Source organism: Pseudophaeobacter arcticus DSM 23566 (assembly GCF_000473205.1).
GTDB classification, from domain to species: domain Bacteria; phylum Pseudomonadota; class Alphaproteobacteria; order Rhodobacterales; family Rhodobacteraceae; genus Pseudophaeobacter; species Pseudophaeobacter arcticus.
The window spans coordinates 2,961,057-2,986,183 of sequence record NZ_KI421507.1 but is presented as its reverse complement, the minus strand read 5'-3'; the positions used below and the strand labels follow the sequence as shown (position 1 = coordinate 2,986,183).

Sequence of the window (25,127 nt, the reverse complement as noted above, 5' to 3'; positions counted from 1 at the left end):
GTGCCAGGAGGAGGAGTTCACATGAGCAAGAAAGATGAGGGGGCCAGCAGCCGCCGCGACTTTCTGAAAATGGCGGCGACAACTGCGCCGCTGGCTGCAGTGGCGGTTGCCACCAGCGGGTCAGAGGCTGCAGCCGCAGCGCCTGATCTGGCATCCGAAAAGATGCAGGATACTGCGCATACCCGCGCCTATTACGACAGCACCCGGTTCTAACCAGCACCGGTCGCAAACACGAGAAATCATCGACCACACGGCAACTGGTTGCGAGACGCCCGACCGCCACGTGGTTTCCTTGAACCAAGCGCGCTCTTTCCATTGTGGAGGGGCTAGCAAGGGAGGTTTATATGCTTAGGAAAAAGACCAACGGGGTTGCGAGACGCCCCCAGCGGAGCTCGATCCTCAACACTGTCGCGGAGCATTCCGTTGACCGACGTTCGTTTCTGCGCGGCTCTGGCCTGGCCATTGGCGGCCTGGCAGCGATCAGCGCCACCGGCGGTACGGTCACGCAAGCCAGCGCGGCTACAGCAGCCGCAGGCGCTGTCGAGACCATCAAATCCATTTGTACCCATTGTTCGGTTGGCTGCACGGTTGTTGCCGAAGTGCAAAGCGGTGTCTGGGTCGGGCAGGAGCCCGGTTGGGATAGCCCCTTTAACCTTGGGGCGCATTGCGCCAAAGGCGCATCGGTGCGTGAACACGCCCATGGGGAACGCCGTCTGAAATATCCGATGAAAAAAGAGGGCGGTGAGTGGAAGCGCATCTCTTGGGATCAGGCCATCGACGAGATCGGCGGCGGCATGATGGATATCCGCGAAGAAAGCGGCCCCGACAGTGTCTATTGGCTTGGCTCGGCCAAGCACAATAACGAACAGGCTTATCTGTTCCGCAAATTTGCCGCCTATTGGGGCACCAATAACGTCGACCACCAGGCGCGGATCTGTCACTCGACGACTGTGGCGGGTGTTGCCAATACATGGGGCTACGGCGCCATGACCAACAGCTACAATGACATCCATAACTCCAAATCGATCTTCATCATCGGTGGCAATCCGGCCGAGGCGCACCCTGTCTCGCTGCTGCACCTGCTGAAGGCCAAGGAGCAGAACAACGCGCCAGTGATCGTTTGCGATCCGCGCTTTACCCGTACGGCGGCCCATGCGGATGAATATGTCCGCTTCCGTCCCGGCACCGATGTGGCGCTGGTCTGGGGTATTCTGTGGCATATCTTTGAAAACGGCTGGGAAGACAAAGAGTTCATCCGCACCCGTGTCTGGGGCATGGAGCAGATCCGCGACGAGGTGAAGAACTGGACACCAGAGGAAGTCGAGCGCGTCACTGGCGCGCCGGGCGAGCAGCTGCAGCGCGTTGCCCGCACCCTGGCCAACAACCGTCCCGGCACCGTGATCTGGTGCATGGGGGGGACCCAGCACACCACGGGGAACAACAATACCCGCGCCTATTGCATCTTGCAGCTGGCGCTGGGCAACATGGGTGCTTCCGGTGGCGGCACCAATATCTTCCGTGGCCACGACAATGTTCAGGGTGCCACCGATCTGGGCGTGCTGTCGCATACGCTGCCCGGCTATTATGGCCTGTCCAAAGGCGCCTGGGCCCATTGGGCGCGGGTCTGGGAAGAGGACCCCGAATGGCTGGCCAATCAGTTTGATATGCTGAAAGGCGCCGACGGCAAGGACAAGAGCCTGCAGAACTTGTCGGGTATCCCTGTCAGTCGTTGGATTGATGGTGTCCTGGAAGACAAGGAAAACATTGATCAGCCCAACAATGTGCGGGCCATGGTCCTGTGGGGGCATGCGCCCAACTCACAGACCCGGATGACGGAAATGAAAACGGCGATGGAGCAGCTGGATATGCTGGTCGTGATCGACCCCTATCCAACGGTTTCGGCTGTTTTGCAGGATCGTACCGATGGCGTCTATCTGCTGCCGGCCTGTACCCAGTTTGAGACGCGCGGCTCCGTGACCGCCTCGAACCGGTCCCTCCAGTGGCGTGACCGCGTGGTTGACCCCCTGTTTGAGAGCCTGCCGGATGAGGTCATCATGGCCAAGTTCGCCAATAAGTTTGGCTGGGCAGATCGTCTGTTCCGTAATATCGAAATGGAAGACGCCGAAACCCCGGTTGTGGAAAGCATCACACGGGAGTTCAACAAGGGGCTTTGGACCATTGGCTATACAGGGCAAAGTCCAGAGCGGCTGAAACTGCATATGGCCAACCAGCATACCTTTGACCGCACCACGCTGCAGGCTGTTGGTGGCCCTGCGGATGGCGACTATTATGGTCTGCCGTGGCCCTGCTGGGGCACGCCCGAGATGAACCACCCGGGCACCCCCAATCTTTATGATATGTCCAAGCCGGTCTCTGAAGGCGGTCTTACCTTCCGCGCCCGTTTTGGCGTGGAGCGCGACGGCGACAATCTGCTGGCCGAAGGCGTCTACAGCAAGAATTCGGAAATCCAGGACGGATACCCCGAATTCACCATGCAGATGCTGATGGATCTGGGCTGGGATGGCGACCTGACGGACGAAGAGCGCGCCTCGATCGAGGCTGTGGCCGGTCCCAAGACCAACTGGAAAACCGATCTTTCCGGCGGTATCCAGCGGGTGGCGATCAAGCACGAATGCGCGCCCTTCGGCAATGCCAAGGCGCGGGCCGTGGTCTGGACCTTCCCGGATCCGGTGCCAATCCACCGCGAACCGCTGTATACCAACCGTCGTGATCTGGTCAAAGACTACCCAACATACGAGGACCGTCATTCATATCGTCTGCCGACCTTGTATGCTTCGATCCAGAAAAATGATGTCTCCAAGGATTATCCGATCATTCTCACCTCCGGGCGACTGGTGGAATATGAGGGCGGCGGTGAAGAGACGCGCTCGAACCCCTGGCTGGCAGAATTGCAGCAGGACATGTTTGTCGAAATCAACACGCGCGACGCCAATAATCTGGGCGTACGCGACGGCGAACAGTGCTGGGTCGAAGGCCCCGAGGGCGGCAGGGTTAAGGTCATGGCCATGGTCACCGAACGGGTGGGGGCGGGCGTTGCCTTTATGCCCTTCCACTTTGGTGGTCATTTCCAGGGCAAGGATCTGCGGGACAAATACCCCGAAGGATCAGACCCCTACGTCCTGGGTGAAAGCGCCAACGTGGCCTTCACCTACGGCTATGACAGCGTCACGCAAATGCAAGAGACCAAGTGTACTCTTTGCAAAATCACTGCAGCATAAGGAGAGAGAAACATGGCAAGAGCAAAGTTCCTCTGCGACGCCGAACGCTGCATTGAATGCAATGCCTGCGTAACCGCCTGTAAAAACGAGCACGAAGTCCCCTGGGGGATCAATCGCCGCCGCGTTGTCACCATCAATGATGGTAAACCCGGTGAACGCTCGATTTCGGTGGCCTGTATGCATTGTTCCGATGCGCCCTGTATGGCCGTTTGCCCGGTGGATTGTTTCTATCAGACCGATGACGGTGTGGTGCTGCATTCCAAAGATCTGTGCATCGGCTGCGGCTATTGCTTCTACGCCTGCCCCTTTGGCGCGCCGCAATATCCACAGGCGGGCAGCTTTGGCAGCCGCGGCAAGATGGACAAATGCACCTTCTGTGCCGGTGGCCCCGAGGAGAACAATTCCAATGCGGAGTTCTCCAAATATGGCCGCAACCGGATCGCCGAAGGCAAGCTGCCCATCTGCGCCGAGATGTGTTCAACCAAGGCTCTGCTGGCCGGTGACGGCGATACTGTTTCGGCGATCTACCGGGAACGTATCGTGGCACGTGGCTTTGGCTCCGGTGCCTGGGGCTGGGGCACAGCCTATGAACAAAAGGGCGGTTAAACGCCTTTGACGTTCAGGTGATATGGGGGCGGCCTGCGTGATGTGGGCCGTCTGCTATCCCTTGTTTTCAAATCTGTGACCTGCAAAGGAGTGTGGCCCATGCTGCGCCTGGCATTTCTATTTTTCGTGCAACTTTCGCTGTGCTTCTTCCTGGTTTCCGGTGTGGCGGTGGCGCAGGTAATCACGACACAAGCGGCGGGGGCCGTGGACCGCAGTGCGACCGGTGGCGCGCAGACCCTGGATGATATCCTGGCGCGGCAACGTGGGCTGGCACTGGATGACAGTTTTCGCAAAGACAATACCGGCACCCCCGAGGCCGCGGCGGCGATAAGCGAGCAGCTGGGCACCCTGGGCGGGGTTTCGGATCCTGAGCTCTGGCGACAGCTGCGCTATGGGACCGCCGAGGTGAAGGTCTCCAGCGGTGGTGAGGTCGCCAAGGTGCTGGTACAGGACGGCGGCATTCGCTGGCTTGCGTTCCGCGCGGGTCCCTTGCGCCAATACGGTGGCTGGCTGTTGCTGGGAACCATCGGCGCGCTTGTGGTGTTCTTTGTGTTGCGGGGCAGAATCCGGATTGATGGCGAAAAAACGGGCCGCACCGTTACGCGGTTCAAACGCGTCGAACGCTTTGGACATTGGCTGCTGGCCGGATCCTTTATCGTGCTGGGGATCACCGGGCTGTTGTCGCTGTTTGGACGGCTGGTCATCGCGCCTTATTTGGGGAAAGTGCCAAATGCAGCTCTGCTGGATCTGGGCAAATGGCTGCACAATATGGTGGCCTGGGGCTTTATTGTCGGGTTGGTGATGATCTTTGTGATGTGGGCGATACACAATATCCCCAATCGTACGGATCTGGTCTGGTTGCGCCAGTTTGGTGGCATCGTCGGATCAGCACACCCGCCAGCCAAGAAATTCAACGCCGGACAAAAGATGATCTTTTGGTCCGTGATCCTGTTTGGCACCTCGATCTCGCTGTCGGGGGTGTCTTTGCTGTTCCCCTATGAGCTGCCGCTCTTTGCCAAGACATTTGGTCTTTTGAACGCCACCGGCCTGCCAGAGCTATTGGGATTGGGCCTGTTGCCGGTTGATCTGGCGCCACAGGAAGAGATGCAACTGGCGCAGGCATGGCATGCTATTCTGGCCTTTGTGCTGATGGCGATCATCATCGCTCATATCTACATCGGTTCGGTTGGCATGGAAGGCGCCTATGACGCCATGGGCTCGGGTGAGGTGGACGAGGCCTGGGCCAAACAGCACCACTCGATCTGGTTGGCAGAGGTCCAGGACAAGCAAGCGCAGGCCACTAAAAATAGCCCTGTTTCGCCAGCCGAATAGGCTGGCTGCAAAGCCATAGGTTTGATTTTTGCAGGCAAAGGCGTCAGGCTTGGGAAGGCTTCGGGATGAGAGATGGGATGGTGACGGCAATGCGTCCGGCTGACAGTGCAAGCGATGAATATGGCGAAAGCCTCGCCGGGGCCTCGATCCTGGTGATTGATGACGAACCGGGCATGCGCAACTTCCTCACCAAAATCCTGGCGCCGCGCTGCAAACGGGTGGAGCAGGCGGGCTCAGCTGCGGCGGCTTCGGCGATTCTGGATCAGGCGCATTTTGACCTGATCATTCTGGACAATGTGATGCCGGGAAAAACCGGCTTGGACTGGCTGCAGGAACAGCGCCGGGTGGGGTTGTTTGCCGATACCATCCTGGTCACCGCCTATGCCGATCTGGAAACCGCGATCCAGGCCCTGCGGGCAGGGGTGGCGGATTTTGTGCTCAAACCCTTTCGGGCCAATCAGATTCTCAACTCGGTGGCGCGGGCGCTGGACCGGAAATATCTGCGGCGGGAAAACTATCTGCTCAAACATGAGCTCTCTGCCGAAGGCAATACGGCGCGGGGGCGGTTGTTGGGCAAGTCCACAGCCGTCAGTCAGGCGCGCGAGATGTTGCACCGGCTGGCGCCGCTGCCAACACCGGTTTTATTTACCGGCGCCAGTGGCACCGGCAAGGAGATCGCGGCGCGAACCTTACATTCGCTGTCGGAACGTGCGGAAAAACCCTTTGTGGCGGTGAACTGCGCGGCGATTGCGCCGGATCGTATCGCTCATGAGCTGTTCGGGCAGATTGATGATCAGAACCGGCGTAGGGATGGCCTGTTCCTGCATGCGGATGGTGGCACGTTGTTTCTGGATGAAGTGGCGCAGATGCCGGATCAGGTGCAGGCGGCGCTGCTGCGGGTGCTGGAGGATCAGCGGGTCCGCCCGGTTGGAGCAGAGAGGGATATCCCGCTCAACCTGCGCTTCCTTTTTGCCACCAATGCGGATCTGCAACAGGCCGTGGCTGATGGCCGGTTCCGCGCTGATCTGTATCATAGGATCAATGTGGTTGAGATCAAGATGCCGCCGCTGAAGGATCGGGTCGAGGACATTGTTGAGCTGGCCGCCTTGTTCATGGAGCAATTTGCCAGCAGCCTGGGCATGGCGGCCTTGGAGTTGAATGAGGACACGCTGCTAAAATTTTCACGTTATGACTGGCCGGGGAACGTGCGGGAGCTGCGCAATCTTATCGAGCGCTCGGTGATCCTGGGGGAGTTCCCCGAGGAGTTTGCCGGCAAGGGCGGCATGACTGGCATGGCCGCAGTTGAATCCCTGGATCTGGTGACCCAGCGCCATATTATGCACGTCCTGGATGCCTGCGATGGCAACCGGGCAGAGGCGGCGCGGCGTTTGGGGGTGTCGCGCAAGACCGTTGATCGGAAGTGCTCCAGCTGGGAGGTCTGATCGTCCTTGCGTTCACGGGAATTTGTGCAAAAGGTAGCGCTCCCGCGCCCAGTCTCAGTTCTGGCGAAGCCAGAACCGCGCCAATGGCCTTGGGCCGAGCGCCGTGCTGGGCACGGCGCGGGGGCGTCCGGAACGCGGGTATTTCGTCAAATTGCGCGGCAGGGTATTAAACGGGGTATTAAGACAGGGTATCAATCTGCCGCTTATTGAGCCGCTGTTGTGGTTGCGCTGTCTTGCTGACCTTCTGCCGAGGGCAGCCAAATGGAAAAAGCTGCCCCACCGCCTTGGCGGTTGCGCACGGTAATTCGTCCGCCAGCCCGCTGGATCAGGGTCTGACTGATCGAGAGCCCAAGGCCTGTGCCCTCGCCAAGTTTGGTGGTGTAAAATGGATTGAACACCGCTGCGAGATGTTCCTCGGGGATGCCGCAGCCGCTGTCAGCAACTGTGAGCAGGGCACCACTGCGCCCGTCGCGGTCACTGGCCTGCAACGACAGGGTTAAAGTGCCGTGGCCCTCCATAGCCTGGGCGGCGTTGAGGATAAGATTGATCACCACCTGTTGCAGCTCTCCGGGGTCGATGCGGACAGGGGGGGCAGCCTGCGCCCCCTGATCAAACCGTTTTTCCACCTGGATTGCCTGCCGCGCAACCACATGATCCACCAGAACTAGGCAGTCACTGACCAGAGGCGCAAGATCCAGGCGTTCTTCAAACGTGCCAAATTCTGAGGGTCGGGCAAATTGCAGCAGCTTGCCGACGATGGCGCCAATACGCATGACCTGATTGTCGATGAGATCCAGCTCGGTCACCACCTCCTCTGCGTCCGGGCCCAGTGTCATGCGGATCACATCAACATTGCCCTGGATCACGGCCACCGGATTGTTGATCTCATGGGCGACCCCGGCGGTGATTTCTCCGATCGAGGCGAGCTTTTCACTCACCACCAGTTGTTGGAAGGTCTCTTCCAGTTTTTCATTGGCCGCGCGCAGCTCTGCCGTGCGCTGATCAACCCGCTGGTTCAGCTCCCCGGCCCAATCGCGCAGACGTTGGTCGCGCTCCTGGATCTGGTCCAGAAGACTGTCGAGATGTCCTGCCACCTGTCCAATTTCATCCTGCCGCCCGGTGCTGCCATTGCGCGCAGTCAGATCGCCACGTTCCACCCGTTTCATGGTCAGGCTCATCCGCTCCAGCGGTGAGAAGATACCCTTGGCCAGCCATAGGAAGAGGGGAGCGGACAGCGCCAGAACAGCCAGGAACACGGCAACAATGGTCCAGTAGGCCTCGTTCTTTGCAGTTGTATAAGGCGCTTCGAGAAACCCGACGTAAAGCATACCCACCCGGGCGCCATAGCTGTCCGTCAGGGGCAGGTAGCCCGAGATATACCAGTCATTGACCACAAAGGCGCGATTGAGCCAGGTCAGCCCCTCTCCCAGCACCTTGTTGCGCACCACCGCCGAAACGCGGGTGCCAAGGGCGCGCACCTCCTCGAACAGGCGCACATTGGTAGAGATGCGGGTATCGTCAAGAAACAGGGTCGCGGTGCCCTGACGGTTCTGTTCAGCGGGGCCGCCGAGGTAGACCAGCGCATTGAGCGTGTCGATAAAGCCGAGGTTTCGATTGAGCAGTCGGCCACCGCGCAGCACGCCATGGTGGCCCAGGGTGACAACGGGGGCGGCCGTGTGCAGCACCATGCCGCGGTCTTCAACCTGGCGCGAGGTTGGCGCGGCAGCTTCGGTTTCGATCAGGGAAATGCGGGCCTGATCTGCCAGATGAGGTGCTGCATCCGCGAGGTCCTGAGCGGAGAAAATATCAATCTGCGACGCGCGCTGCCCCTTGGTTGCGGCCTGAATGACTGGCCATTGTCCCAGGGCAGGCGTCAGTTCGGCAAGCGTGAGATATTCCAGAAAGTCCAGTTGCAAGTCATCGCGCAGCGCCTGCAGGTGGGCCTGAACCTCTGCAGGGCCTTTGGTCAGCGCCCGCTGAAAGGCGGTGGAATTGGCAATGCTGCGCAGGCTTTCGGCGCTGCCAGTTTGCAGATGACCCAGATATTGCTCGGCAATGCGCAAATCGCTTTCCACCTTGGCGATGAGCACTGCGTCATAATCCGCATTCCACCGTGCCATCGCCAGTGTCAGCAGCAACGGCATCAGCACGGCGAGGGGCAACAGCGCCAGCAAGAGCAATCTGAGACGGACGGATTTCAGCTGCTTCTCTCCCCTGGGCGGGGGGGCTAGCCCCCCCGTTTGCATCCTGTCAGACTGCCATCTCCGGATGCAACATTGCAAGGAAAAGCCAGGCGCTGCGGCACCTGGCTGGCTGTTGGTCTGGGGGAGGGAAGGGCTGGTTAGGCGGCCTTGATCAGGCCGCCCATGTGCCCTGCCGTGTCCAGCATCCGGTTGGAAAAACCCCATTCATTGTCATACCAGCTCACCACCCGGATCAGCCCTGCGGCCGTCACCGAGGTTTGCGCAGCAGCAAAACAGGAGGAATGGGGATCATGGTTGAAATCAACCGAGACCATCGGGTCTTCCTCATAGGAGAGTACGCCCTTTAGCGGCCCCTCAGCTGCCGCCCGGACCGCTGCATTGATCGCTTCTACCGTTGCGGGGCGCTCGGGCATGAAGCTCAGATCCACCATGGAAACATTGGGGGTTGGCACCCGGATGGCAGAGCCTTCGAGGCGGCCTTTGAGCTGCGGCAGCACTTCGGCGATCGCGCGGGCCGCGCCGGTGGAGGTTGGCACCATCGACAGGGCGGCAGCACGCCCGCGGTAAAGATCGCTATGGGGGCTGTCATGGGTGGGTTGATCGCCGGTATAGGCGTGGATCGTGGTCATATATCCGGTCTGAATGCCAAAGTTCTGATCCAGCACCTGCGCCAGCGGTGCCAGGCAATTGGTGGTGCAGGAGGCATTGGAGACAATCAGATCCTCAGCGGTGAGCGCCATGTGGTTGACGCCGTAAACCACGGTGCGATCCATTTCCTTGCCCGGTGCCGAAAGCAGCACGCGTTTGGAGCCATTGGCCAAATGGGCGGCAGCTGCGGTGCGGCTGGTGAAATGCCCGGTGCATTCAAAGGCAATGTCCACATCCGCCCAGGGCAGATCTTTGGGATCGCGCATTGCGGTCAGGCGAATGGTCTTTCCGGCCAGGATCATGTGGTCTGCGCCCGTTTCAACTGGCGTTTTCAGACGTCCATGCACGGAGTCATATTTCAGCAGATGCGCCAGGGTTTCTACCGGGGCCAGATCATTTATCGCCACCACTTCGATGTCCCCGCCGCCGTTTTCCAAAAGCGCGCGCATTACACCACGGCCAATGCGGCCAAATCCATTGATTGCGATTTTGAGGGTCATATGGAGACTCCGAATTGTAGGCAAGAGAAGGGGATGAGAGGTTTTTGACGTTAGCGATAACGGGTGTCGTACCGTTATCGCTAACGAAGTGAGAAAGCAACCCTCAATCTTGTAGTTTTGCTCAGCAGCCCTTGCGGTGGAGCGCGAAGTGCAGGACCATGCGCCCATGACTAAAAAAATGCTCCTGAAGGATGTTGCCCGGCTAGCCGGTGTCAGCGAGATGACCGCCAGTCGCGCGCTTCGTGGCGCTCGGGATGTTTCCAAATCAACCCGCGCCAAGGTCGAAGAAATTGCCCGCGCCCATGGCTATGTGCCCAATCGCATTGCAGGCTCTCTCTCGTCGCAATCGGTGAACCTGGTGGCGGTGGTGGTCCCCTCGCTCAACAGTTTTGTCTTCCCCGAGGTGCTGTCCGGAATTTCCTCGGTCTTGAAGCAAAGCCCGCTAAAACCCGTGGTTGGGATTTCAGGCTATGAGCTGGATGAGGAAGAGGAGGTCATCCGCGAGATGCTGAGCTGGCGACCTTCCGGGGTGATCGTGGCCGGGCTGGAGCACAACGATGCAACCCGGCGTATGCTGTTGCAGGCAGATTGTCCGGTGGTCGAGGTGATGGATGTGGATGGCACACCATTGCGACACTGCGTTGGCATTTCCCATTTGCAGGCGGGGCGGGACATGGCGGCGCAAATTCTGGCGCGGGGCTACCGACGTATCGGCTTTATCGGTACCAAGATGCCGCAGGATTTTCGCGCCCGCAAACGGTTTGATGGCTTTACGGAAACCCTGGCAGAGCAGGGCGTGGCGCTGGTGGATCTTGAGCACTATTCCGGGGACAGCTCGATTGCCACCGGGCGGCAGCTGACCGCACAGATGTTGACGCGGCAACCCGATTTGGACTGCATCTACTATTCCAGCGATGTGATGAGCGTGGGCGGCTATATGCATTGCCTGGCGGCGGGGCTGGAGGTGCCGCGGGACGTGGCGCTGGCCGGGTTCAATAACCTACAGATCCTCGAAGGCCTGCCGTTGCAGCTGGCCACAACGGATGCCTGCCGACGGCCCATTGGGGAACGTGCGGCAGAAATCATCCTCAAAGCCCGCGACAGCAGTGCGGAACTGGGACCCGTTTGCGAAACCCTCAGCCCGAGCATCAGCCTGGGGCAGTCACTTTAGGGGCTCTCTGGTTTCTGGCTGTTTTGGGTGCCCCGGATTCCAAGCGAGGCAAAACAACAGGCCCCTCAGAGTATGTCTGAGGGGCCTGTTCTATTTTGCACCTAATCGGCCTGTGGCCTGCGCCCTCAAAGAGCGGCTTTGAACAGTTCGGTGAGATTGGCCTCAGTCAGCTCAATGGGGTTGCCGCCACAAGAGGGGTCAATGATCGCGCCTTTGACCAGATCTGGGATCGAGGCTTCGGTCACGCCCAGATCCGACAGGCTGCGCGGAATGCCCATGCTGTCGTTCAGCTGCTGCACATAGGCCCGAAACCCGTCAAAGCCACCTTCGATACCCAAATAGGCCGCGGCCATCGTGAACCGGTCGGCAATTTCGGGGGCGTTGAACTCCAGCACCGCTGGCATACAAACGGCATTGGTGGTGCCGTGGTGGGTGTTGAAATGGGCCCCGATTGGATGGCTCATGGCGTGAATGGCGCCGAGGCCCTTCTGAAAACCAGTTGCGCCCATGGCGGCCGCTGACATCATCTGCGCGCGGGCCTCGATATCTGTACCATCGGCATAGGCACGGGGGAGATAGTCTTTGACCAGACGCATGCCCTCCAGTGCAATGCCCTGCGACATGGGGTGATAGTGCGGCGAGGAAAAGGCCTCGACACAATGGGCAAAGGCATCAAGACCTGTACCGGCCGTGATGAATTTGGGCATGCCAACAGTCAATTCGGGATCACAGATCACCACAGTAGGCAGCACCTTGGGGTGGAAAATGATCTTTTTTACATGGCTGACGCTGTCGGTGATGACGCTGGCCCGGCCCACTTCGGATCCGGTCCCTGCTGTTGTCGGAACGGCGATAATGGGTGCGATGGCATCCGCGTCAGCGCGGGTCCACCAGTCGCCAATGTCTTCAAAATCCCAGATTGGCCGGGTCTGGCCCGCCATAAAGGCGACCATTTTGCCCAGATCCAAACCGGAGCCGCCGCCAAAGGCGATAACACCATCATGGCCGCCTGCATTATAGGCCGCAACACCGGCCTCCAGGTTCTTCTCATTTGGGTTGGGGTCGACCTCAAAAAACATCCCCCGCCCCAGGCCTGCGGCCTCCATGATGTCGAGGGTGCTTTGGGTGACGGGCAGGTCCGCGAGCCCCTTGTCAGTGACCAGTAGCGGTTTTTTGATTCCGGCGGCAGCGCAGGCTTCGCCCAGTTCTTTAATCCGGCCAGCGCCAAATTTGATTGCGGTCGGATAGGACCAGTTTCCAACGAGAGACATATGCGTTTTCCTGTGATGGAGCGGGGCAGGGGGTGCTCCCCCCACTTGCCTAGCGGCAAGCTCCCCCGGACTGTTGTTAGAAAGATGAAAACAGCTAGGCTGTGCGTTTTTTCAGGTGATAGCTTTTGGGCCGGGTGAGGTTCTGGTAGCCGATGACGGACAATCCCCCGCCGCGGCCGGTATTTTTGCAACCGGTCCAGCACAGGCCGGGATCGAGGTAATCCGCACGGTTCAGGAAGACGGTACCGGTTTCGATCTCGTCACCGATGCGGGCGGCGCGGTCCAGATCACGGGTCCAAAGCGAGGCGGTGAGGCCAAATTCGCTGTCATTCATCAGGGCGATCGCTTCGGCGTCCGACGACACTTTCATGATGCCAACCACCGGGCCAAAGCTTTCGTCCCGCATCACCCGCATTTCATGGGTGACATTTGTCAGGATTTGCGGCGTCAGATAGGCGCCACCGTCGTCTTCGGCCATGGTGTCGATATGCGCCACAGCCCCTGCGGCGACGGCCTCGTCGATCTGGGCGCGGACTTCGGCGGCAAATCGCACATTGGCCATTGGACCCATGGTTGTGGCCTCATCCAGTGGGTTGCCAAGCTTGTACCCTTTGACGATCTCTACGGCCTTGGCGACAAACTCATCATAAAGGCTTTCGTGAACATAGATGCGTTCAATGCCGCAGCAACACTGACCGGCATTGAACATGGCGCCGTCAATAAGCGTGTCGACGGCAGCATCCAGATCGGCGTCTTCCATCACATAGCCCGGATCTTTGCCGCCCAATTCGGTGCCGACACCCGTAAAGGTGCCTGCCGCAGCCCGTTCCATCGCCTGGCCGCCGCCAACCGATCCGGTGAAATTGACAAAGTCAAAGGCGCGCTCAGCAATCAGGGTCGAGGTGGTGTCATGATCCAGGAAGACGTTCTGGAATACCTCAGCCGGCACCCCAGCAGATTGGAACGCCGCCGCCATCCGCTCACCAACAAGCAGGGTTTGTGTGGCATGTTTCAAAACCACTGTATTGCCTGCAATCAAGGCCGGCGCCAGCGTGTTGATGGCGGTCATATAGGGGTAGTTCCAGGGGGCGACGATAAAGACAACCCCATGTGGCACCCGCTTGATGTAGCGTTTAAAGTCAGCATCATCGCCAACTTCGATATCTGCCAGCGCAGTTTCGGCAATCTCTGCCATGTAGGCGCTGCGCTCGTTAAAGCCGCCAAACTCGCCGCCATAGCGCACCGGGCGACCCATCATATGGGCCAGCTCCGGCACAATTTCGTCATTCATGGCGCCAACGGCGGCAACACCCGCCATAACCAAGTCGATACGCTCTTGCAGCGGACGCGCCGCCCAGGCTTTTTGCGCCGCGCGCGCCGCACTGGCAACAGCAAACCCTTCGTCTTTGGACAGGGTCTCGCGCTCTGCAAAAACCGATCCGTCAATCGGAGAGATACATTTCAGGGTCTGGCCCATGGTCTTCCTCATCTCATTGGAAAGGGCCGCGCCCTTTCATCTTGCCTAAAATACCTTCGCCGAAGGCCGCGCGCCTTTAGGCGCGCTCAAACCCGCGGGCGATTTCATAATCCGTGACCACGCGGTCGAAATTTTCGATCTCAACCTCGGCTGCACGGGTATAGTGTTCCACCACATCGTCGCCCATGGCAGCGCGCAGCATCGCAGAGTCCTTGAGGCTGAGGCGGGCGTCGCGCAGGGTTTCCGGGATCATACCGCTGTCGCCCTGATAGACATCGCCAGATGCAGGCGCCTGTAGCTGCAGCCCTTCCTCGATACCCGCAATACCCGCGGCCAGCATGGCCGCCATCGCCAGGTAGGGGTTCATATCCGACCCCGGAATGCGGCATTCGACGCGGATTGATTTGCTGCCAACACCACAAAGGCGATAGCCGGCGGTGCGGTTGTCGACCGACCAGATGATGCGGGTGGGGGCAAAGGTGCCCTTCATGAAGCGCTTGTAGCTGTTGATATAGGGCGCCATGAAATAGGTGTAGTCAGGTGCATATTTCAGCAGCCCTGCCATGTAGTTCTTCATCAGATCGGACATGCCAAGTGCATCTTGCGCGTCATAAAAGGCGGGTTTGCCATCTTTCCACAGCGATTGGTGCACATGGCTGGACGAGCCAACCTTGTCGTGGCGCCATTTGGGCAGGAAGGTCACCGCGTGGCCCTGCTGCCAGGCGATTTCCTTGGTGGCGTGCTTGGCAATGGTATGGAAATCCGCAGTATCCTGAGCGCGGCCATATTTGATGTTCAGCTCTTCCTGGCCGGTCTCGGCCTCGCCCTTGGTACATTCCACCGGGATACCGGCGTTCCACAGATGATTGCGCAGCGGGCGCATCACGTGCTCTTCCTTGGTGGTCTGCAGGATATTGTAGTCCTCATTGTAGCCCGAAATGGGCTGCAGATCACGGAATTCGGATTTGCGGATCTCGTCAAAGCTTTTCTCGAACAGGAAAAACTCCAGCTCGGTCGCGGTCATGGCGTCAAAGCCAAGCGCGTCAAGGCGGCGGATCTGTTTTTTCAGAATGGCGCGGGGGCTATGGGGGACCTCTTTGTGGTGGTGATGATCCAGCACATCACAGAGCACCATCACCGTGCCGTCCAGCCAGGGCAGAGGACGCAGGGTGGTCAGATCCGGCTTCATCACATAATCGCCGTAGCCCGACTCCCAGCTGGTCGAGGCAAACCCATCCGGCGTTGCCATTTCCAGATCGGTGGCCAGCAGGTAGTTGCAGCAATGGGTCTCTTCCCAGGCGCCATTTATAAAGTGCCCGGCGTGAAAACGCTTGCCCATCAGGCGGCCCTGCATGTCCACAAGGCAAACCAGCACGGTATCCACGTCGCCGGCGGCAACTTGGGCTTTCAGATCGTCAAAACTCAGAACACCAGTCATGGGGCATTTTCCTGTTTAGATAGGGTGTCCCGGCACCAGCGACGCCGGGACAGATTGATTTAGCCGTAGCGGTAGGGGCGACCGGCTTTTTGCATGTCAGAGTTATACTTCTTGAAGATCTCGACAACCTTGGCCTTGGTGGGGCTTTCGGCGGCGATTTCATCCCAGAATTTGACCGCAGCGTCTTCGACGGTTTTCCATTCAGCATCTGGAATCGAGGTGAGCTCCATCTTGGGACCATTGACCCGCAGGGAGGCTTCGCCACCCCAATACCACCACTGACGGTAGTAGTGCGACTGGTCACAGCAGACGCGGAACAGGGTCTGCAGATCTTCGGGCAGCTCGTTCCAGCGGCCCTGGTTGGCAAAGAAGGATCCTGCCCAGGCACCAGAGATGTTGTTGGTCAGGAAGTAGTTGGTCACATCGGCCCAGCCGACGGTATAGTCTTCGGTGATGCCGGACCAGGCAACGCCGTCGAGTTCGCCGGTTTGCAGGGCGACTTCGATGTCTTCCCAGGGCAGGGTGACAGGCACGACGCCAAACTGGCTGAGGAACCGGCCCGCAGTTGGGAAGGTGAAGACGCGCTTGCCTTTGAGGTCAGCGAGGCTGCGGATCGGGTCTTTGGTGGCAAAGTGGCAGGGATCCCATGAACCGGCAGAGATGTGTTTGACGCCAACCTTGGAATATTCCTCGTCCCAGATCTCGTTCAGGCCATACTGGTTGAACAGCACGGGCACATCGAGCGAGTAGCGCGAGCCAAAGGGGAAGTAGCCGCCAAAAACGGTGACCTCGGTGGGCGAGGCCATCGAGTCATCATCCGACTGCACGGCGTCAATGGTGCCGCGCTGCATGGCGCGGAACAGCTCACCTGTGGGGACCAGCTGATCGGCGTAGTACAGTTCGATCTGCATGCGGTCGCCTGCGATCTTGTTGAACATGTCGATGGCGGGTTTCACCACGTGCTCCGCCAGGGCGGTGCCGGCATAGGTCTGCATCCGCCATTTGATGGTCGAGCTCGCCAGTGCCGGGGTCGCCAATGGGGCGGCCATTGCCCCCACACTGGCGGTTTGCAGAAACTTGCGTCTTGTTGTCATTACTATCACTCCTTGTTGCATTTCGGTCTTGAAATCAGGCCCCCGAGCAGGGCTCTTTTTGGGTTATCCGGGTGTTCCATCACTTGCCGTAGACCAGGTCTGGCAGCCACAGGGCGATCTGTGGGAAGGCCATGATCAGGGCCAGCGCCACCACCATGACAGCGGCAAAGGGGATGATGGAGATATAGATGTCCTTGAGGCCAATTTCTGGCGGCGCCATGGCGCGCATCAGGAACAGATTGTAGCCAAAGGGCGGGGTCATATAGGCGATCTGCGTGGTGATGGTATAAAGCACCCCATACCAGATCAGATCAAAGCCAAGCGCGCCCACCAGTGGCACATACAGCGGCGCGACAATCACCAGCATGGCGGTGTCGTCCAGGAAGGTGCCCATGATGATAAAGCTCAGCTGCATCAGGATCAGGATCATCCAGGGGCTGAGCCCCAGCTGCGCGGTAAACAGATCCTCGATGGCCTTCACCGCGCCCAGCCCGTCAAAGATGGCGCCAAAGCCAAGGGCGGCAAGGATGATCCACATGAACATGCAGGAAATCCCCAGGGTGGACCGGACGGTGGTTTCAAACACCGCCTTGTTCATCCGGCCTTTGAGGATGGCGGCGATAAAGGCCGTCATGGCCCCGATCGCCGAGCTTTCAACCAGCGAGGTCCAGCCATTCACAAAGGGGACCATCATGGTGGCAAAGATCGCCAGGGGGAGGACGCCGGAAAACAGCAGGCGGTGTTTTTCCTTCAGGAACACATCCCGGTAAAACAGTGGTTGGCTGCGGGTGACAAAGGCCAGCACGGCGGCCGCAAGGAAAAAGCCAATGGCCGATTTGGGCGCGATGGTGTCGAGCTTGACCAGCAGCGGCACCAGTATAATTGCGGCCAGCACGATGTAGTTCAGCCGCAGCGGATGGGTGCTGATCTGGTCATACTCCGCCAGATCCTCGGGGGTCATGGCGGGGCCAAGGTCGGGCTGCATCTTGGCGCGGATATAGATGTAGATGATGAACATGACCGCCATCAGCAGACCAGGCACCACACCTGCCAGCCAGAGCTGCCCCACGGGCTGACGCGCGATCATCGCATAGAGCACCAGAACCACCGAAGGCGGCACCAGAATGCCCAGACTGGACCCGGCCTGGATGGTGCCAGTGACCAGGATTTTGTCATAGCCCCGGCGCAGCAGCTCGGGCAGGGCGATGGTGGCACCAATGGCCATGCCAGCCACCGAGAGACCATTCATGGCAGAGACCAGCACCATCAACCCGATGGTGCCAATGGCCAGACCACCCTGCACCGGTCCCATCCAGACGTGGAACATCCGGTAAAGATCATCGGCAATTTTGGACTCCGACAGCACATAGCCCATAAAGATGAACATCGGCAGGGTCAGCAGCGGGTACCATTTCATCAGCTTCATCGAGGCGGCAAAGGGGATCTCGACCCCGCCGGTGCCCCACAGCAGCATACCAGCGACAGCACCAACAAAGCCGATAGCGCCAAACACGCGTTGGCCGGTCATAAGCATCAGCATCATGCCGGCAAACATGACAACGGCGATCAATTCATAGGGCATCAGATTTCAACTCCGCGAAGGCGTCCGATATCGCGGAACAATTCGGCAAGACATTGCAACAGCATCAGGAAGACACCGAAGCAGAGGATGGATTTTACTGGCCACAGATAGGGGCGCCAGGCGGTGGAGCTGCGCTCGATATAGCCAATCTTTCCCCAGGCGGCATCTGGCCCATCGGTAAAGGCGGTCACGATGATATCGCCAAAGAAGGAAAAGGGTTCTAGCCCAAAATAGCCAAGACTATAGGCCATCGAGCTGACCGCGCCGTACAGAAGGATGCCGAGGTAGACCATCAGGAACAAGACGGTAAAGGCATCGACAAAGGCCTTGGTCCGGGTGGTCCAGCCACCGTAGAACAGATCCATCCGCACGTTTGACCCCATCTGCATCGAGTAGGGCCCGCCAAGGATGTAGTAGGCCACCATGATGAACTGAGCCATCTCCAGGGTCCAAAGCGAGGGATTGAAAAAGACCTTGGAGACCGAGGACCACAAGAGCACCGCGATGAGGGCAAAGATCAGATACATGGCAAAGCGACCAATCACCCGGTTCATCGCCTCCACGGCGCGAATGTAGCGCAGAATGAATTTAGGCACTGGCGCCTCCTTCGGTCTGTAGGGCTGCCAGCGCCGGGCGCAGCAGGGTCAACAGCTCATCGGCCATCTGGGCTTCCTCCTGAGCTGTGCGCAGCAGATCGTTGCGGACTTCGATCATCACATTGGCAAGCCCGTTTTCCAGACCATGGATCCGCAGGGAATGGGTCACACCATCTGCTGGTCCGTAGGGCTCATTGCGTTCCACCCGACGCTGCGACAGGGCAGGGGCCTGCGCCAGCATGGCATCGGCAAGCCGGCTGTCGCTGTCGTGTAGAATACCGATCTCTACTGCCCGGGGGGTGCCATAATAAACCGGCGTAAAGCTGTGGATGGTGATCAGCGCGGTTGGCAGCCCCTCGGCCCTGCGTGCTTCGATCATCCGGCTGACGGCGGTGATGAAGGGCTGATAGACCGTGTGGGTGCGTTCCGCGCGTTGCGCGTCAGTCAGGTCGACGTTGCCGGGCACCTCAATCAGTTCAGATTTTGCCGGCATTGCCGAAGCCGCCTCTGGCGGGCGGTTGCAGTCATAAACAAGCCGGGAAATGCGCGAGGCAATCAGCGGCGACTCCAGGGCGTCGGACAGGGCCTTTGCCAGCGCCAGCGCGCCGGGATCCCAGGCCGCATGGCTCTGGCGATCAGTCTCTGCCAATCCCAGATCGCCGTAGCGATGCGGGATGCGGTGACTGGCGTGCTCGCAAAGGATCAAAGCACCACCACGGCCTGTGCCGTTGAATACTTCGTAAGCCTCACAGCGAGCATAGGAATCGCTCAACGTCATTCATCCCTCCTCATTTTGGAAAAATCTTTTCATGAAGCAATATTTCTGTCAATATTATTTCAGAAGAGATTTCTCCGAAGCTGGTATCGACAGGGTTGTTTCGGATATACCCTGTCTCCTGTCGCCTGTTTTTTGATCACCCCGAGGAGGGATGCCGCCGTGACCAAACCACCGCACACCGTGCGAGAGCTGATCCGGGATCAATATACAACGCTGACCCAATCAGAGCGCAAATTTGCCAATTCTCTGCTGGAGAACTACCCGGCGGCGGGGTTGGCCTCGATCACTATTGTGGCCTCCAACGCCGATGTCTCGACGCCCACTGTGGCGCGGATGGTGCAAAAGCTGGGGTTCAAGGGCTATCCACAGTTCCATCAAGCCCTGCTCAAAGAGCTGCAGGCCAAAGTCTCGGGGCCGACGCAGCGGCGCGCCAACTGGGCCTCCGAGGCGCCAGAGGGGCATATGCTCAACCGGTTTTCCCAGGCGGTGACCGATAACCTCAGCCAGACCTTCTCCAATGTGGATTCGGGGCAGTTTGATGCGGCTGTGCGGCAGCTCGCCAATACCGAAGCACGCCTTTATGTGGTTGGCGGGCGGATCACTCGGGCTCTGGCTGACTATGCCTTTACTCATTTTCAGGCAATCCGGCAGCGGGTTACACATATGACGTCCTCCTCCGCCACCTGGCCGCACTACGTGTTGGACATGGAGGCAGGTGACACCCTGCTGATGTTTGACGTGCGCCGCTACGAGACCAACCTGCAACGGCTCGCCGAACTGGCTGCCGAACGCGGTGTCAAAGTGCTGCTGATCACTGATCAATGGGCCAGCCCGGTGGCTGCGGTGGCTGAACACACTTTCAATTGCTGGGTTGAGATCCCCTCGGCATGGGATTCCAATATTGCAACGATGATGCTGCTGGAGGCGATGATTGCCGCCACCCAGGAAGAAAGCTGGGATAAGACCAAGGAGCGATATGATCGCCTGGATGAGCTCTTTGACACCACCCGGTTGTTCCGCAAGTTTTCCTGACGTCGCGCCAGGGTCTGCCCTGAATCTGATCGAATTCCGGGGGGGGCTCCACTGGCTGCAGGCGCGCTGAGCCGAATGTTGGTGAAATCACCGCTTCATCCCAGTGACCTTGTTCATCCCAGTGACCTTGATGCCATGCGGGCTGCTGAGAGGATGCTCTATTCACGGGCTGGCAATTCGATGGGGGACGCGGTGACGTGGTCCTACCCTGAAACTGGGGCCCATGCTGCTGTGGCACTTGCCAGCACCGAGTGCTGAGATGGGCGGGCGTCAGGTCGATCGCAAGTTCTGCATCACTACGAATGGGGCTTGGCTTCCGTCTCAATAGAGGTGACGCTGGACCCTTTCTTGCTGGGCATGGTTGGCCCGGTCTTCAACTCTTCAAAATAGGACAGAATATCGATGTCAGAAATCACCCGCCTGCACACAGGCCCCCGCATGAGCCAGATCGTTACCCATGGCGATACGATCTATCTGGCTGGTCAGGTTGGCACCAAAGGCGCCAGCGTGGCGCAACAGACCCAGGACTGTCTGGATAAGATCGACGCCCTGCTGGCTGAGGTCGGGTCTGACAAGACCCGCATCCTGCAGACCACCATCTGGCTGGCCGATATGGCCGACTTTGAAGAGATGAACGCTGTCTGGGATGCCTGGGTGCCCGAGGGCAATACGCCGGCCCGCGCCTGTGGTGAGGCCAAGCTGGCCCTGCCAGATTTCCTGGTGGAGTTCCTGGTGACGGCCGCCAAGGCCTGAGGCGTAGATATTCCGACTTGTCCGGGGTTTGAGTCCCCGGACAGGTTACTGAGGGCGCGACCTATGGTCGGGCCCTTTTTGTTTGTGGGCAGGGATATTCATCGTCTGTTTTGTGTTTTTGCGTTGTTTTGTGTGTCTGGAATTTGATTCCTTGTTGTGAGTCTGTGGGTATTGTTGTGGGTAAGTGCCGGTTTGGGGTGTTTGTGGTTTGGGGCAGGGGTGTCGGGTCTGTTTTTTGGGGTTTGTTTGCCGGGAATTCTCCGTGTAATGTGTTGTTATTGTTTGATTTTCACATTTCTTTTGCAGAAAGTTGTGATTTGATTGGTTTTTGGGTTGCGGGTCCTGCGGGTTATACTTAGAACCCCCTCTACCGGCAGCGGCGACGCGGTTTGGTGGGGTTGCTTCGGCGGCCGGACGGGCCGGAGAGACGGTTGTGACGCTCGGGAGAGACCGGGGCATCTGAGGGGTGTGATGAGGCGGTTGCGCTAAGGAATTGGCGCGGTGGTCTTGTTTTTGGCCTTTGGGTGTTGCTCTTTGACATTGATGATAACTGAAGAGATATGTGGGCGGTTTGGTTCGTTTCGATGGATCAACGTCTGTATATCAACGCTCTTAGTAATATTGCGGCGCTCAAGTAGCGCAGCGGTAGCGCGATGATAGAGTGTCAGCTTCACTGTTTGAACGGTTCACTGTTTTCTTATGAAAACTGTGTACATCAAACAGATGACTTCCAATGCGTGTTCAATCCTTAGCCGGGTGAACATATGGGCCTGCCCCCAAGGGTGGCCCTGAGTATTGGAGATGTGCAGAGGTTCGAACGTCAAGGATAAGCAAGCGATTGCTTTTCAACTTGAGAGTTTGATCCTGGCTCAGAACGAACGCTGGCGGCAGGCTTAACACATGCAAGTCGAGCGCACTCTTCGGAGTGAGCGGCGGACGGGTTAGTAACGCGTGGGAACGTGCCCTTCTCTAAGGAATAGCCACTGGAAACGGTGAGTAATACCTTATACGCCCTTCGGGGGAAAGATTTATCGGAGAAGGATCGGCCCGCGTTAGATTAGATAGTTGGTGGGGTAATGGCCTACCAAGTCTACGATCTATAGCTGGTTTTAGAGGATGATCAGCAACACTGGGACTGAGACACGGCCCAGACTCCTACGGGAGGCAGCAGTGGGGAATCTTGGACAATGGGCGCAAGCCTGATCCAGCCATGCCGCGTGAGTGATGAAGGCCTTAGGGTCGTAAAGCTCTTTCGCCAGAGATGATAATGACAGTATCTGGTAAAGAAACCCCGGCTAACTCCGTGCCAGCAGCCGCGGTAATACGGAGGGGGTTAGCGTTGTTCGGAATTACTGGGCGTAAAGCGCACGTAGGCGGATCAGAAAGTATAGGGTGAAATCCCAGGGCTCAACCCTGGAACTGCCTTGTAAACTCCTGATCTTGAGTTCGAGAGAGGTAAGTGGAATTCCGAGTGTAGAGGTGAAATTCGTAGATATTCGGAGGAACACCAGTGGCGAAGGCGGCTTACTGGCTCGATACTGACGCTGAGGTGCGAAAGTGTGGGGAGCAAACAGGATTAGATACCCTGGTAGTCCACACCGTAAACGATGAATGCCAGACGTCAGCAAGCATGCTTGTTGGTGTCACACCTAACGGATTAAGCATTCCGCCTGGGGAGTACGGTCGCAAGATTAAAACTCAAAGGAATTGACGGGGGCCCGCACAAGCGGTGGAGCATGTGGTTTAATTCGAAGCAACGCGCAGAACCTTACCAACCCTTGACATCCTTGGCCCGCCAGAGAGATCTGGTTTTCTCGCAAGAGACCAAGTGACAGGTGCTGCATGGCTGTCGTCAGCTCGTGTCGTGAGATGTTCGGTTAAGTCCGGCAACGAGCGCAACCCACATCCTTAGTTGCCAGCAGTTCGGCTGGGCACTCTAGGGAAACTGCCCGTGATAAGCGGGAGGAAGGTGTGGATGACGTCAAGTCCTCATGGCCCTTACGGGTTGGGCTACACACGTGCTACAATGGCATCAACAATGGGTTAATCCCAAAAAGATGTCTCAGTTCGGATTGGGGTCTGCAACTCGACCCCATGAAGTCGGAATCGCTAGTAATCGCGTAACAGCATGACGCGGTGAATACGTTCCCGGGCCTTGTACACACCGCCCGTCACACCATGGGAGTTGGATCTACCCGAAGGCCGTGCGCCAACCTTTCGAGGGGGCAGCGGACCACGGTGGGTTCAGCGACTGGGGTGAAGTCGTAACAAGGTAGCCGTAGGGGAACCTGCGGCTGGATCACCTCCTTTCTAAGGATGTATCTAGATACTTGGTTGAGTTACCAACGCGCTCAAGTAGCGAAGCGGTAGCGCATAAAAGTCGTGATACACTTAGCAATGAACAGTAATCAAAACTGTTCAACATCAGTTAGGTCCTTACGTCGCCGCAAGGCGGTAGGACACTAACATGGACCGAGCCGTCCTCATATCTCTTCAGACAAGTCGCGGCAGCAGCCGTTATCTGGCGCTGCCTGGTGACATAACCACTGAGTGCTGCTCTCGGGCATTGCTTTGCAATACCCTGTCGCACACGGGTTTTGATTTGCTTTGCAAATCGAAAACCGGGTCGGTAGCTCAGGTGGTTAGAGCGCACGCCTGATAAGCGTGAGGTCGGAGGTTCAAGTCCTCCTCGACCCACCACTCATCCTTCGGGATTAAGATGGGGCCTTAGCTCAGCTGGGAGAGCGCCTGATTTGCATTCAGGAGGTCAGGAGTTCGATCCTCCTAGGCTCCACCATTACAGACAATTAGATCGTTAAGCACTGTGCGCAGTTCTTAACCGTCCAATTGGACGAATTGATATCGTAAAGAGAGAAACAATCAACAACACTGTTGATCGCCCCGAGTGTGGGGATGATCTCAGATTGGTGCTGGGTGAGATCTTCGGGTTTTACACAGCGAGCTTATGAACACGTCTGTTTCCTCGGACGTCCATGAGTATGCCGGTTTGAAACGACAGAGTTGTCCAAGTCAAGTACACTAACCCGGTTCCAATTCCGCATAGGTTTTGGAACCACATATGTTTGACGCCTGTTTTGATACCGGGTCTGACCGACATCAGGCCCTCAAGTAGCGAAGCGATAGGGCATCAAACATGGGAAAGTATGCTTTTTGGTTCAGAGATTGTGGTCCGGCTACTTACCAGCGGCTGGATCCTGATTGCCATTGATGTTTTGGCGCTCGGTGTTTGAGACTTAATCAAGTCCTCAAGTAGCGAAGCGGCAGGAGATCATATCTGCGCTCAAGTAGCCGAATAGGCGGTAGCGCAAATAACGTGGCTCTCTATTTCTGGATCAGATCAAGCGCGAGAAGGGCGTTTGGTGAATGCCTTGGCAGTAAGAGGCGATGAAAGACGTGATACTCTGCGATAAGTCATGGGGAGCTGAGAATAAGCTTTGATCCATGAATTTCTGAATGGGGCAACCCACCTGAAAGTTCATTATAATTGCTTCGGTAATTTATAATGTTCTTAACCAGGTACTTATGAACTGAATACATAGGTTTATAAGAGCAAACCCGGGGAACTGAAACATCTAAGTACCCGGAGGAAAGGAAATCAATTGATACTCCCCTAGTAGCGGCGAGCGAACGGGGACCAGCCGAGCCTTGAGTGTGAGAAGAACCTGTTGGGAAGCAGGACCATAGCGGGTGATAGTCCCGTATTCGAAGCATGAGAGGACGTATTAAGTAGGGCGGAACACGTGAAATTCTGTCTGAAGATCGGAGGACCACCTTCGAAGGCTAAGTACTCCTTACTGACCGATAGTGAACCAGTACCGTGAGGGAAAGGTGAAAAGCACCCCGACGAGGGGAGTGAAACAGTACCTGAAACCGAACGCCTACAATCAGTTGGAGGGCCCTTGCGGCCTGACAGCGTACCTTTTGTATAATGGGTCATCGACTG

At 58.0% G+C, this 25,127-nt stretch carries 17 protein-coding genes, 2 tRNA genes, 1 rRNA gene and 1 other annotated feature; of the genes, 11 read left to right on the top strand and 9 right to left on the bottom strand.

Going from position 1 to position 25,127, the window contains the following annotated elements; genetic code table 11:
• Positions 1 to 21 precede the first annotated feature (21 nt).
• From ARCT_RS0118655 to ARCT_RS0118635, 5 genes are all read left to right on the top strand, one after another.
• Positions 22 to 213, top strand: coding sequence for a twin-arginine translocation signal domain-containing protein (locus tag ARCT_RS0118655; protein ID WP_027241430.1), 192 nt, complete (start codon positions 22 to 24; stop codon positions 211 to 213).
• A 131-nt stretch (positions 214 to 344) separates the two neighbouring features.
• The gene (locus ARCT_RS0118650; RefSeq protein WP_027241429.1) at positions 345 to 3,239 is read left to right on the top strand and encodes a formate dehydrogenase subunit alpha; all 2,895 of its coding nucleotides are present in this window, start codon (positions 345 to 347) and stop codon (positions 3,237 to 3,239) included.
• 12 nt (positions 3,240 to 3,251) lie between these two features.
• Complete coding sequence (gene fdh3B, locus ARCT_RS0118645) at positions 3,252 to 3,845, top strand: formate dehydrogenase FDH3 subunit beta (protein ID WP_027241428.1); 594 nt, start codon at positions 3,252 to 3,254, stop codon at positions 3,843 to 3,845.
• 99 nt (positions 3,846 to 3,944) lie between these two features.
• Positions 3,945 to 5,177 (top strand): formate dehydrogenase subunit gamma, encoded by a 1,233-nt coding sequence (locus ARCT_RS0118640; protein WP_027241427.1) that lies wholly within the window; start codon positions 3,945 to 3,947, stop codon positions 5,175 to 5,177.
• A gap of 65 nt (positions 5,178 to 5,242) precedes the next feature.
• A complete protein-coding gene (locus ARCT_RS0118635; RefSeq protein WP_240476341.1) occupies positions 5,243 to 6,619 on the top strand; it encodes a sigma-54-dependent transcriptional regulator in 1,377 nt (458 codons plus the stop codon).
• Positions 6,620 to 6,822: 203 nt separating this feature from the next.
• Here ARCT_RS0118635 and ARCT_RS0118630 read toward each other — a convergent pair whose 3' ends face one another.
• Together ARCT_RS0118630 and gap are read right to left on the bottom strand one after the other, a co-directional pair.
• Positions 6,823 to 8,820 (bottom strand): sensor histidine kinase, encoded by a 1,998-nt coding sequence (locus tag ARCT_RS0118630; protein ID WP_027241425.1) that lies wholly within the window; start codon positions 8,818 to 8,820, stop codon positions 6,823 to 6,825.
• A 140-nt stretch (positions 8,821 to 8,960) separates the two neighbouring features.
• On the bottom strand, positions 8,961 to 9,971 hold the full coding sequence (gene gap / locus ARCT_RS0118625) for a type I glyceraldehyde-3-phosphate dehydrogenase (protein WP_027241424.1): 1,011 nt from the start codon (positions 9,969 to 9,971) through the stop codon (positions 8,961 to 8,963).
• 166 nt (positions 9,972 to 10,137) lie between these two features.
• Between gap and ARCT_RS0118620 the strand changes: the two genes are divergently transcribed.
• Entirely contained in the window at positions 10,138 to 11,142 is a 1,005-nt protein-coding gene (locus tag ARCT_RS0118620; RefSeq protein WP_027241423.1) for a LacI family DNA-binding transcriptional regulator, read from the top strand.
• A gap of 125 nt (positions 11,143 to 11,267) precedes the next feature.
• Here the strand turns inward: ARCT_RS0118620 and ARCT_RS0118615 are convergent, their stop codons facing one another.
• The 7 genes from ARCT_RS0118615 to ARCT_RS0118585 all read right to left on the bottom strand — a co-directional run bounded on the left by ARCT_RS0118615 (position 11,268) and on the right by ARCT_RS0118585 (position 19,378).
• Positions 11,268 to 12,413, bottom strand: coding sequence for an iron-containing alcohol dehydrogenase (locus ARCT_RS0118615; protein WP_027241422.1), 1,146 nt, complete (start codon positions 12,411 to 12,413; stop codon positions 11,268 to 11,270).
• Positions 12,414 to 12,507: 94 nt separating this feature from the next.
• On the bottom strand, positions 12,508 to 13,890 hold the full coding sequence (locus tag ARCT_RS0118610; protein WP_027241421.1) for an aldehyde dehydrogenase family protein: 1,383 nt from the start codon (positions 13,888 to 13,890) through the stop codon (positions 12,508 to 12,510).
• 76 nt (positions 13,891 to 13,966) lie between these two features.
• The gene (locus ARCT_RS0118605; RefSeq protein WP_027241420.1) at positions 13,967 to 15,328 is read right to left on the bottom strand and encodes a glutamine synthetase family protein; all 1,362 of its coding nucleotides are present in this window, start codon (positions 15,326 to 15,328) and stop codon (positions 13,967 to 13,969) included.
• A gap of 59 nt (positions 15,329 to 15,387) precedes the next feature.
• Positions 15,388 to 16,422: a TRAP transporter substrate-binding protein gene (locus tag ARCT_RS0118600; protein ID WP_027241419.1), complete on the bottom strand. Its 1,035-nt coding sequence runs from the start codon at positions 16,420 to 16,422 to the stop codon at positions 15,388 to 15,390.
• 79 nt (positions 16,423 to 16,501) lie between these two features.
• Positions 16,502 to 18,004, bottom strand: a complete 1,503-nt coding sequence (locus tag ARCT_RS0118595) for a TRAP transporter large permease (protein WP_027241418.1) — start codon at positions 18,002 to 18,004, stop codon at positions 16,502 to 16,504.
• Entirely contained in the window at positions 18,004 to 18,558 is a 555-nt protein-coding gene (locus tag ARCT_RS0118590) for a TRAP transporter small permease subunit (RefSeq protein ID WP_379575372.1), read from the bottom strand. The genes ARCT_RS0118595 and ARCT_RS0118590 overlap by 1 nt, the downstream gene beginning before the upstream one ends.
• Positions 18,559 to 18,592: 34 nt before the next feature.
• Complete coding sequence (locus ARCT_RS0118585; protein WP_027241416.1) at positions 18,593 to 19,378, bottom strand: N-formylglutamate amidohydrolase; 786 nt, start codon at positions 19,376 to 19,378, stop codon at positions 18,593 to 18,595.
• Between the two features lie 159 nt (positions 19,379 to 19,537).
• Here ARCT_RS0118585 and ARCT_RS0118580 point away from each other — a divergent pair, with 159 nt between their 5' ends.
• The 5 genes from ARCT_RS0118580 (at position 19,538) to ARCT_RS0118560 (ending at position 23,960) form a co-directional block, all read left to right on the top strand.
• A complete protein-coding gene (locus tag ARCT_RS0118580; RefSeq protein WP_027241415.1) occupies positions 19,538 to 20,410 on the top strand; it encodes a MurR/RpiR family transcriptional regulator in 873 nt (290 codons plus the stop codon).
• Positions 20,411 to 20,812: 402 nt separating this feature from the next.
• Positions 20,813 to 21,163 (top strand): RidA family protein, encoded by a 351-nt coding sequence (locus ARCT_RS0118575; protein WP_027241414.1) that lies wholly within the window; start codon positions 20,813 to 20,815, stop codon positions 21,161 to 21,163.
• An 846-nt stretch (positions 21,164 to 22,009) separates the two neighbouring features.
• Positions 22,010 to 23,473, top strand: a 16S ribosomal RNA gene (locus tag ARCT_RS0118570).
• A 313-nt stretch (positions 23,474 to 23,786) separates the two neighbouring features.
• Positions 23,787 to 23,863 (top strand) — tRNA-Ile (locus tag ARCT_RS0118565).
• Between the two features lie 21 nt (positions 23,864 to 23,884).
• Positions 23,885 to 23,960, top strand: a tRNA-Ala gene (locus tag ARCT_RS0118560).
• A 574-nt stretch (positions 23,961 to 24,534) separates the two neighbouring features.
• Positions 24,535 to 25,064, top strand: a sequence feature (23S ribosomal RNA rRNA prediction is too short).
• Positions 25,065 to 25,127: the final 63 nt, after the last annotated feature.

What these genes read in the sequence shown, in the direction of transcription:
- ARCT_RS0118650 (WP_027241429.1), top strand. Translation starts at nt 345, where the DNA reads ATGCTTAGGAAAAAGACCAACGGGGTTGCGAGACGCCCCCAGCGGAGC.
- ARCT_RS0118605 (WP_027241420.1), bottom strand. Translation starts at nt 15,328, where the DNA reads ATGACTGGTGTTCTGAGTTTTGACGATCTGAAAGCCCAAGTTGCCGCC.
- ARCT_RS0118655 (WP_027241430.1), top strand. Translation starts at nt 22, where the DNA reads ATGAGCAAGAAAGATGAGGGGGCCAGCAGCCGCCGCGACTTTCTGAAA.
- ARCT_RS0118600 (WP_027241419.1), bottom strand. Translation starts at nt 16,422, where the DNA reads ATGACAACAAGACGCAAGTTTCTGCAAACCGCCAGTGTGGGGGCAATG.
- ARCT_RS0118575 (WP_027241414.1), top strand. Translation starts at nt 20,813, where the DNA reads ATGTCAGAAATCACCCGCCTGCACACAGGCCCCCGCATGAGCCAGATC.
- ARCT_RS0118615 (WP_027241422.1), bottom strand. Translation starts at nt 12,413, where the DNA reads ATGTCTCTCGTTGGAAACTGGTCCTATCCGACCGCAATCAAATTTGGC.
- ARCT_RS0118620 (WP_027241423.1), top strand. Translation starts at nt 10,138, where the DNA reads ATGACTAAAAAAATGCTCCTGAAGGATGTTGCCCGGCTAGCCGGTGTC.
- fdh3B (WP_027241428.1), top strand. Translation starts at nt 3,252, where the DNA reads ATGGCAAGAGCAAAGTTCCTCTGCGACGCCGAACGCTGCATTGAATGC.
- ARCT_RS0118585 (WP_027241416.1), bottom strand. Translation starts at nt 19,378, where the DNA reads ATGACGTTGAGCGATTCCTATGCTCGCTGTGAGGCTTACGAAGTATTC.
- gap (WP_027241424.1), bottom strand. Translation starts at nt 9,971, where the DNA reads ATGACCCTCAAAATCGCAATCAATGGATTTGGCCGCATTGGCCGTGGT.
- ARCT_RS0118635 (WP_240476341.1), top strand. Translation starts at nt 5,243, where the DNA reads ATGAGAGATGGGATGGTGACGGCAATGCGTCCGGCTGACAGTGCAAGC.
- ARCT_RS0118595 (WP_027241418.1), bottom strand. Translation starts at nt 18,004, where the DNA reads ATGCCCTATGAATTGATCGCCGTTGTCATGTTTGCCGGCATGATGCTG.
- ARCT_RS0118610 (WP_027241421.1), bottom strand. Translation starts at nt 13,890, where the DNA reads ATGGGCCAGACCCTGAAATGTATCTCTCCGATTGACGGATCGGTTTTT.
- ARCT_RS0118590 (WP_379575372.1), bottom strand. Translation starts at nt 18,558, where the DNA reads ATGAACCGGGTGATTGGTCGCTTTGCCATGTATCTGATCTTTGCCCTC.
- ARCT_RS0118640 (WP_027241427.1), top strand. Translation starts at nt 3,945, where the DNA reads ATGCTGCGCCTGGCATTTCTATTTTTCGTGCAACTTTCGCTGTGCTTC.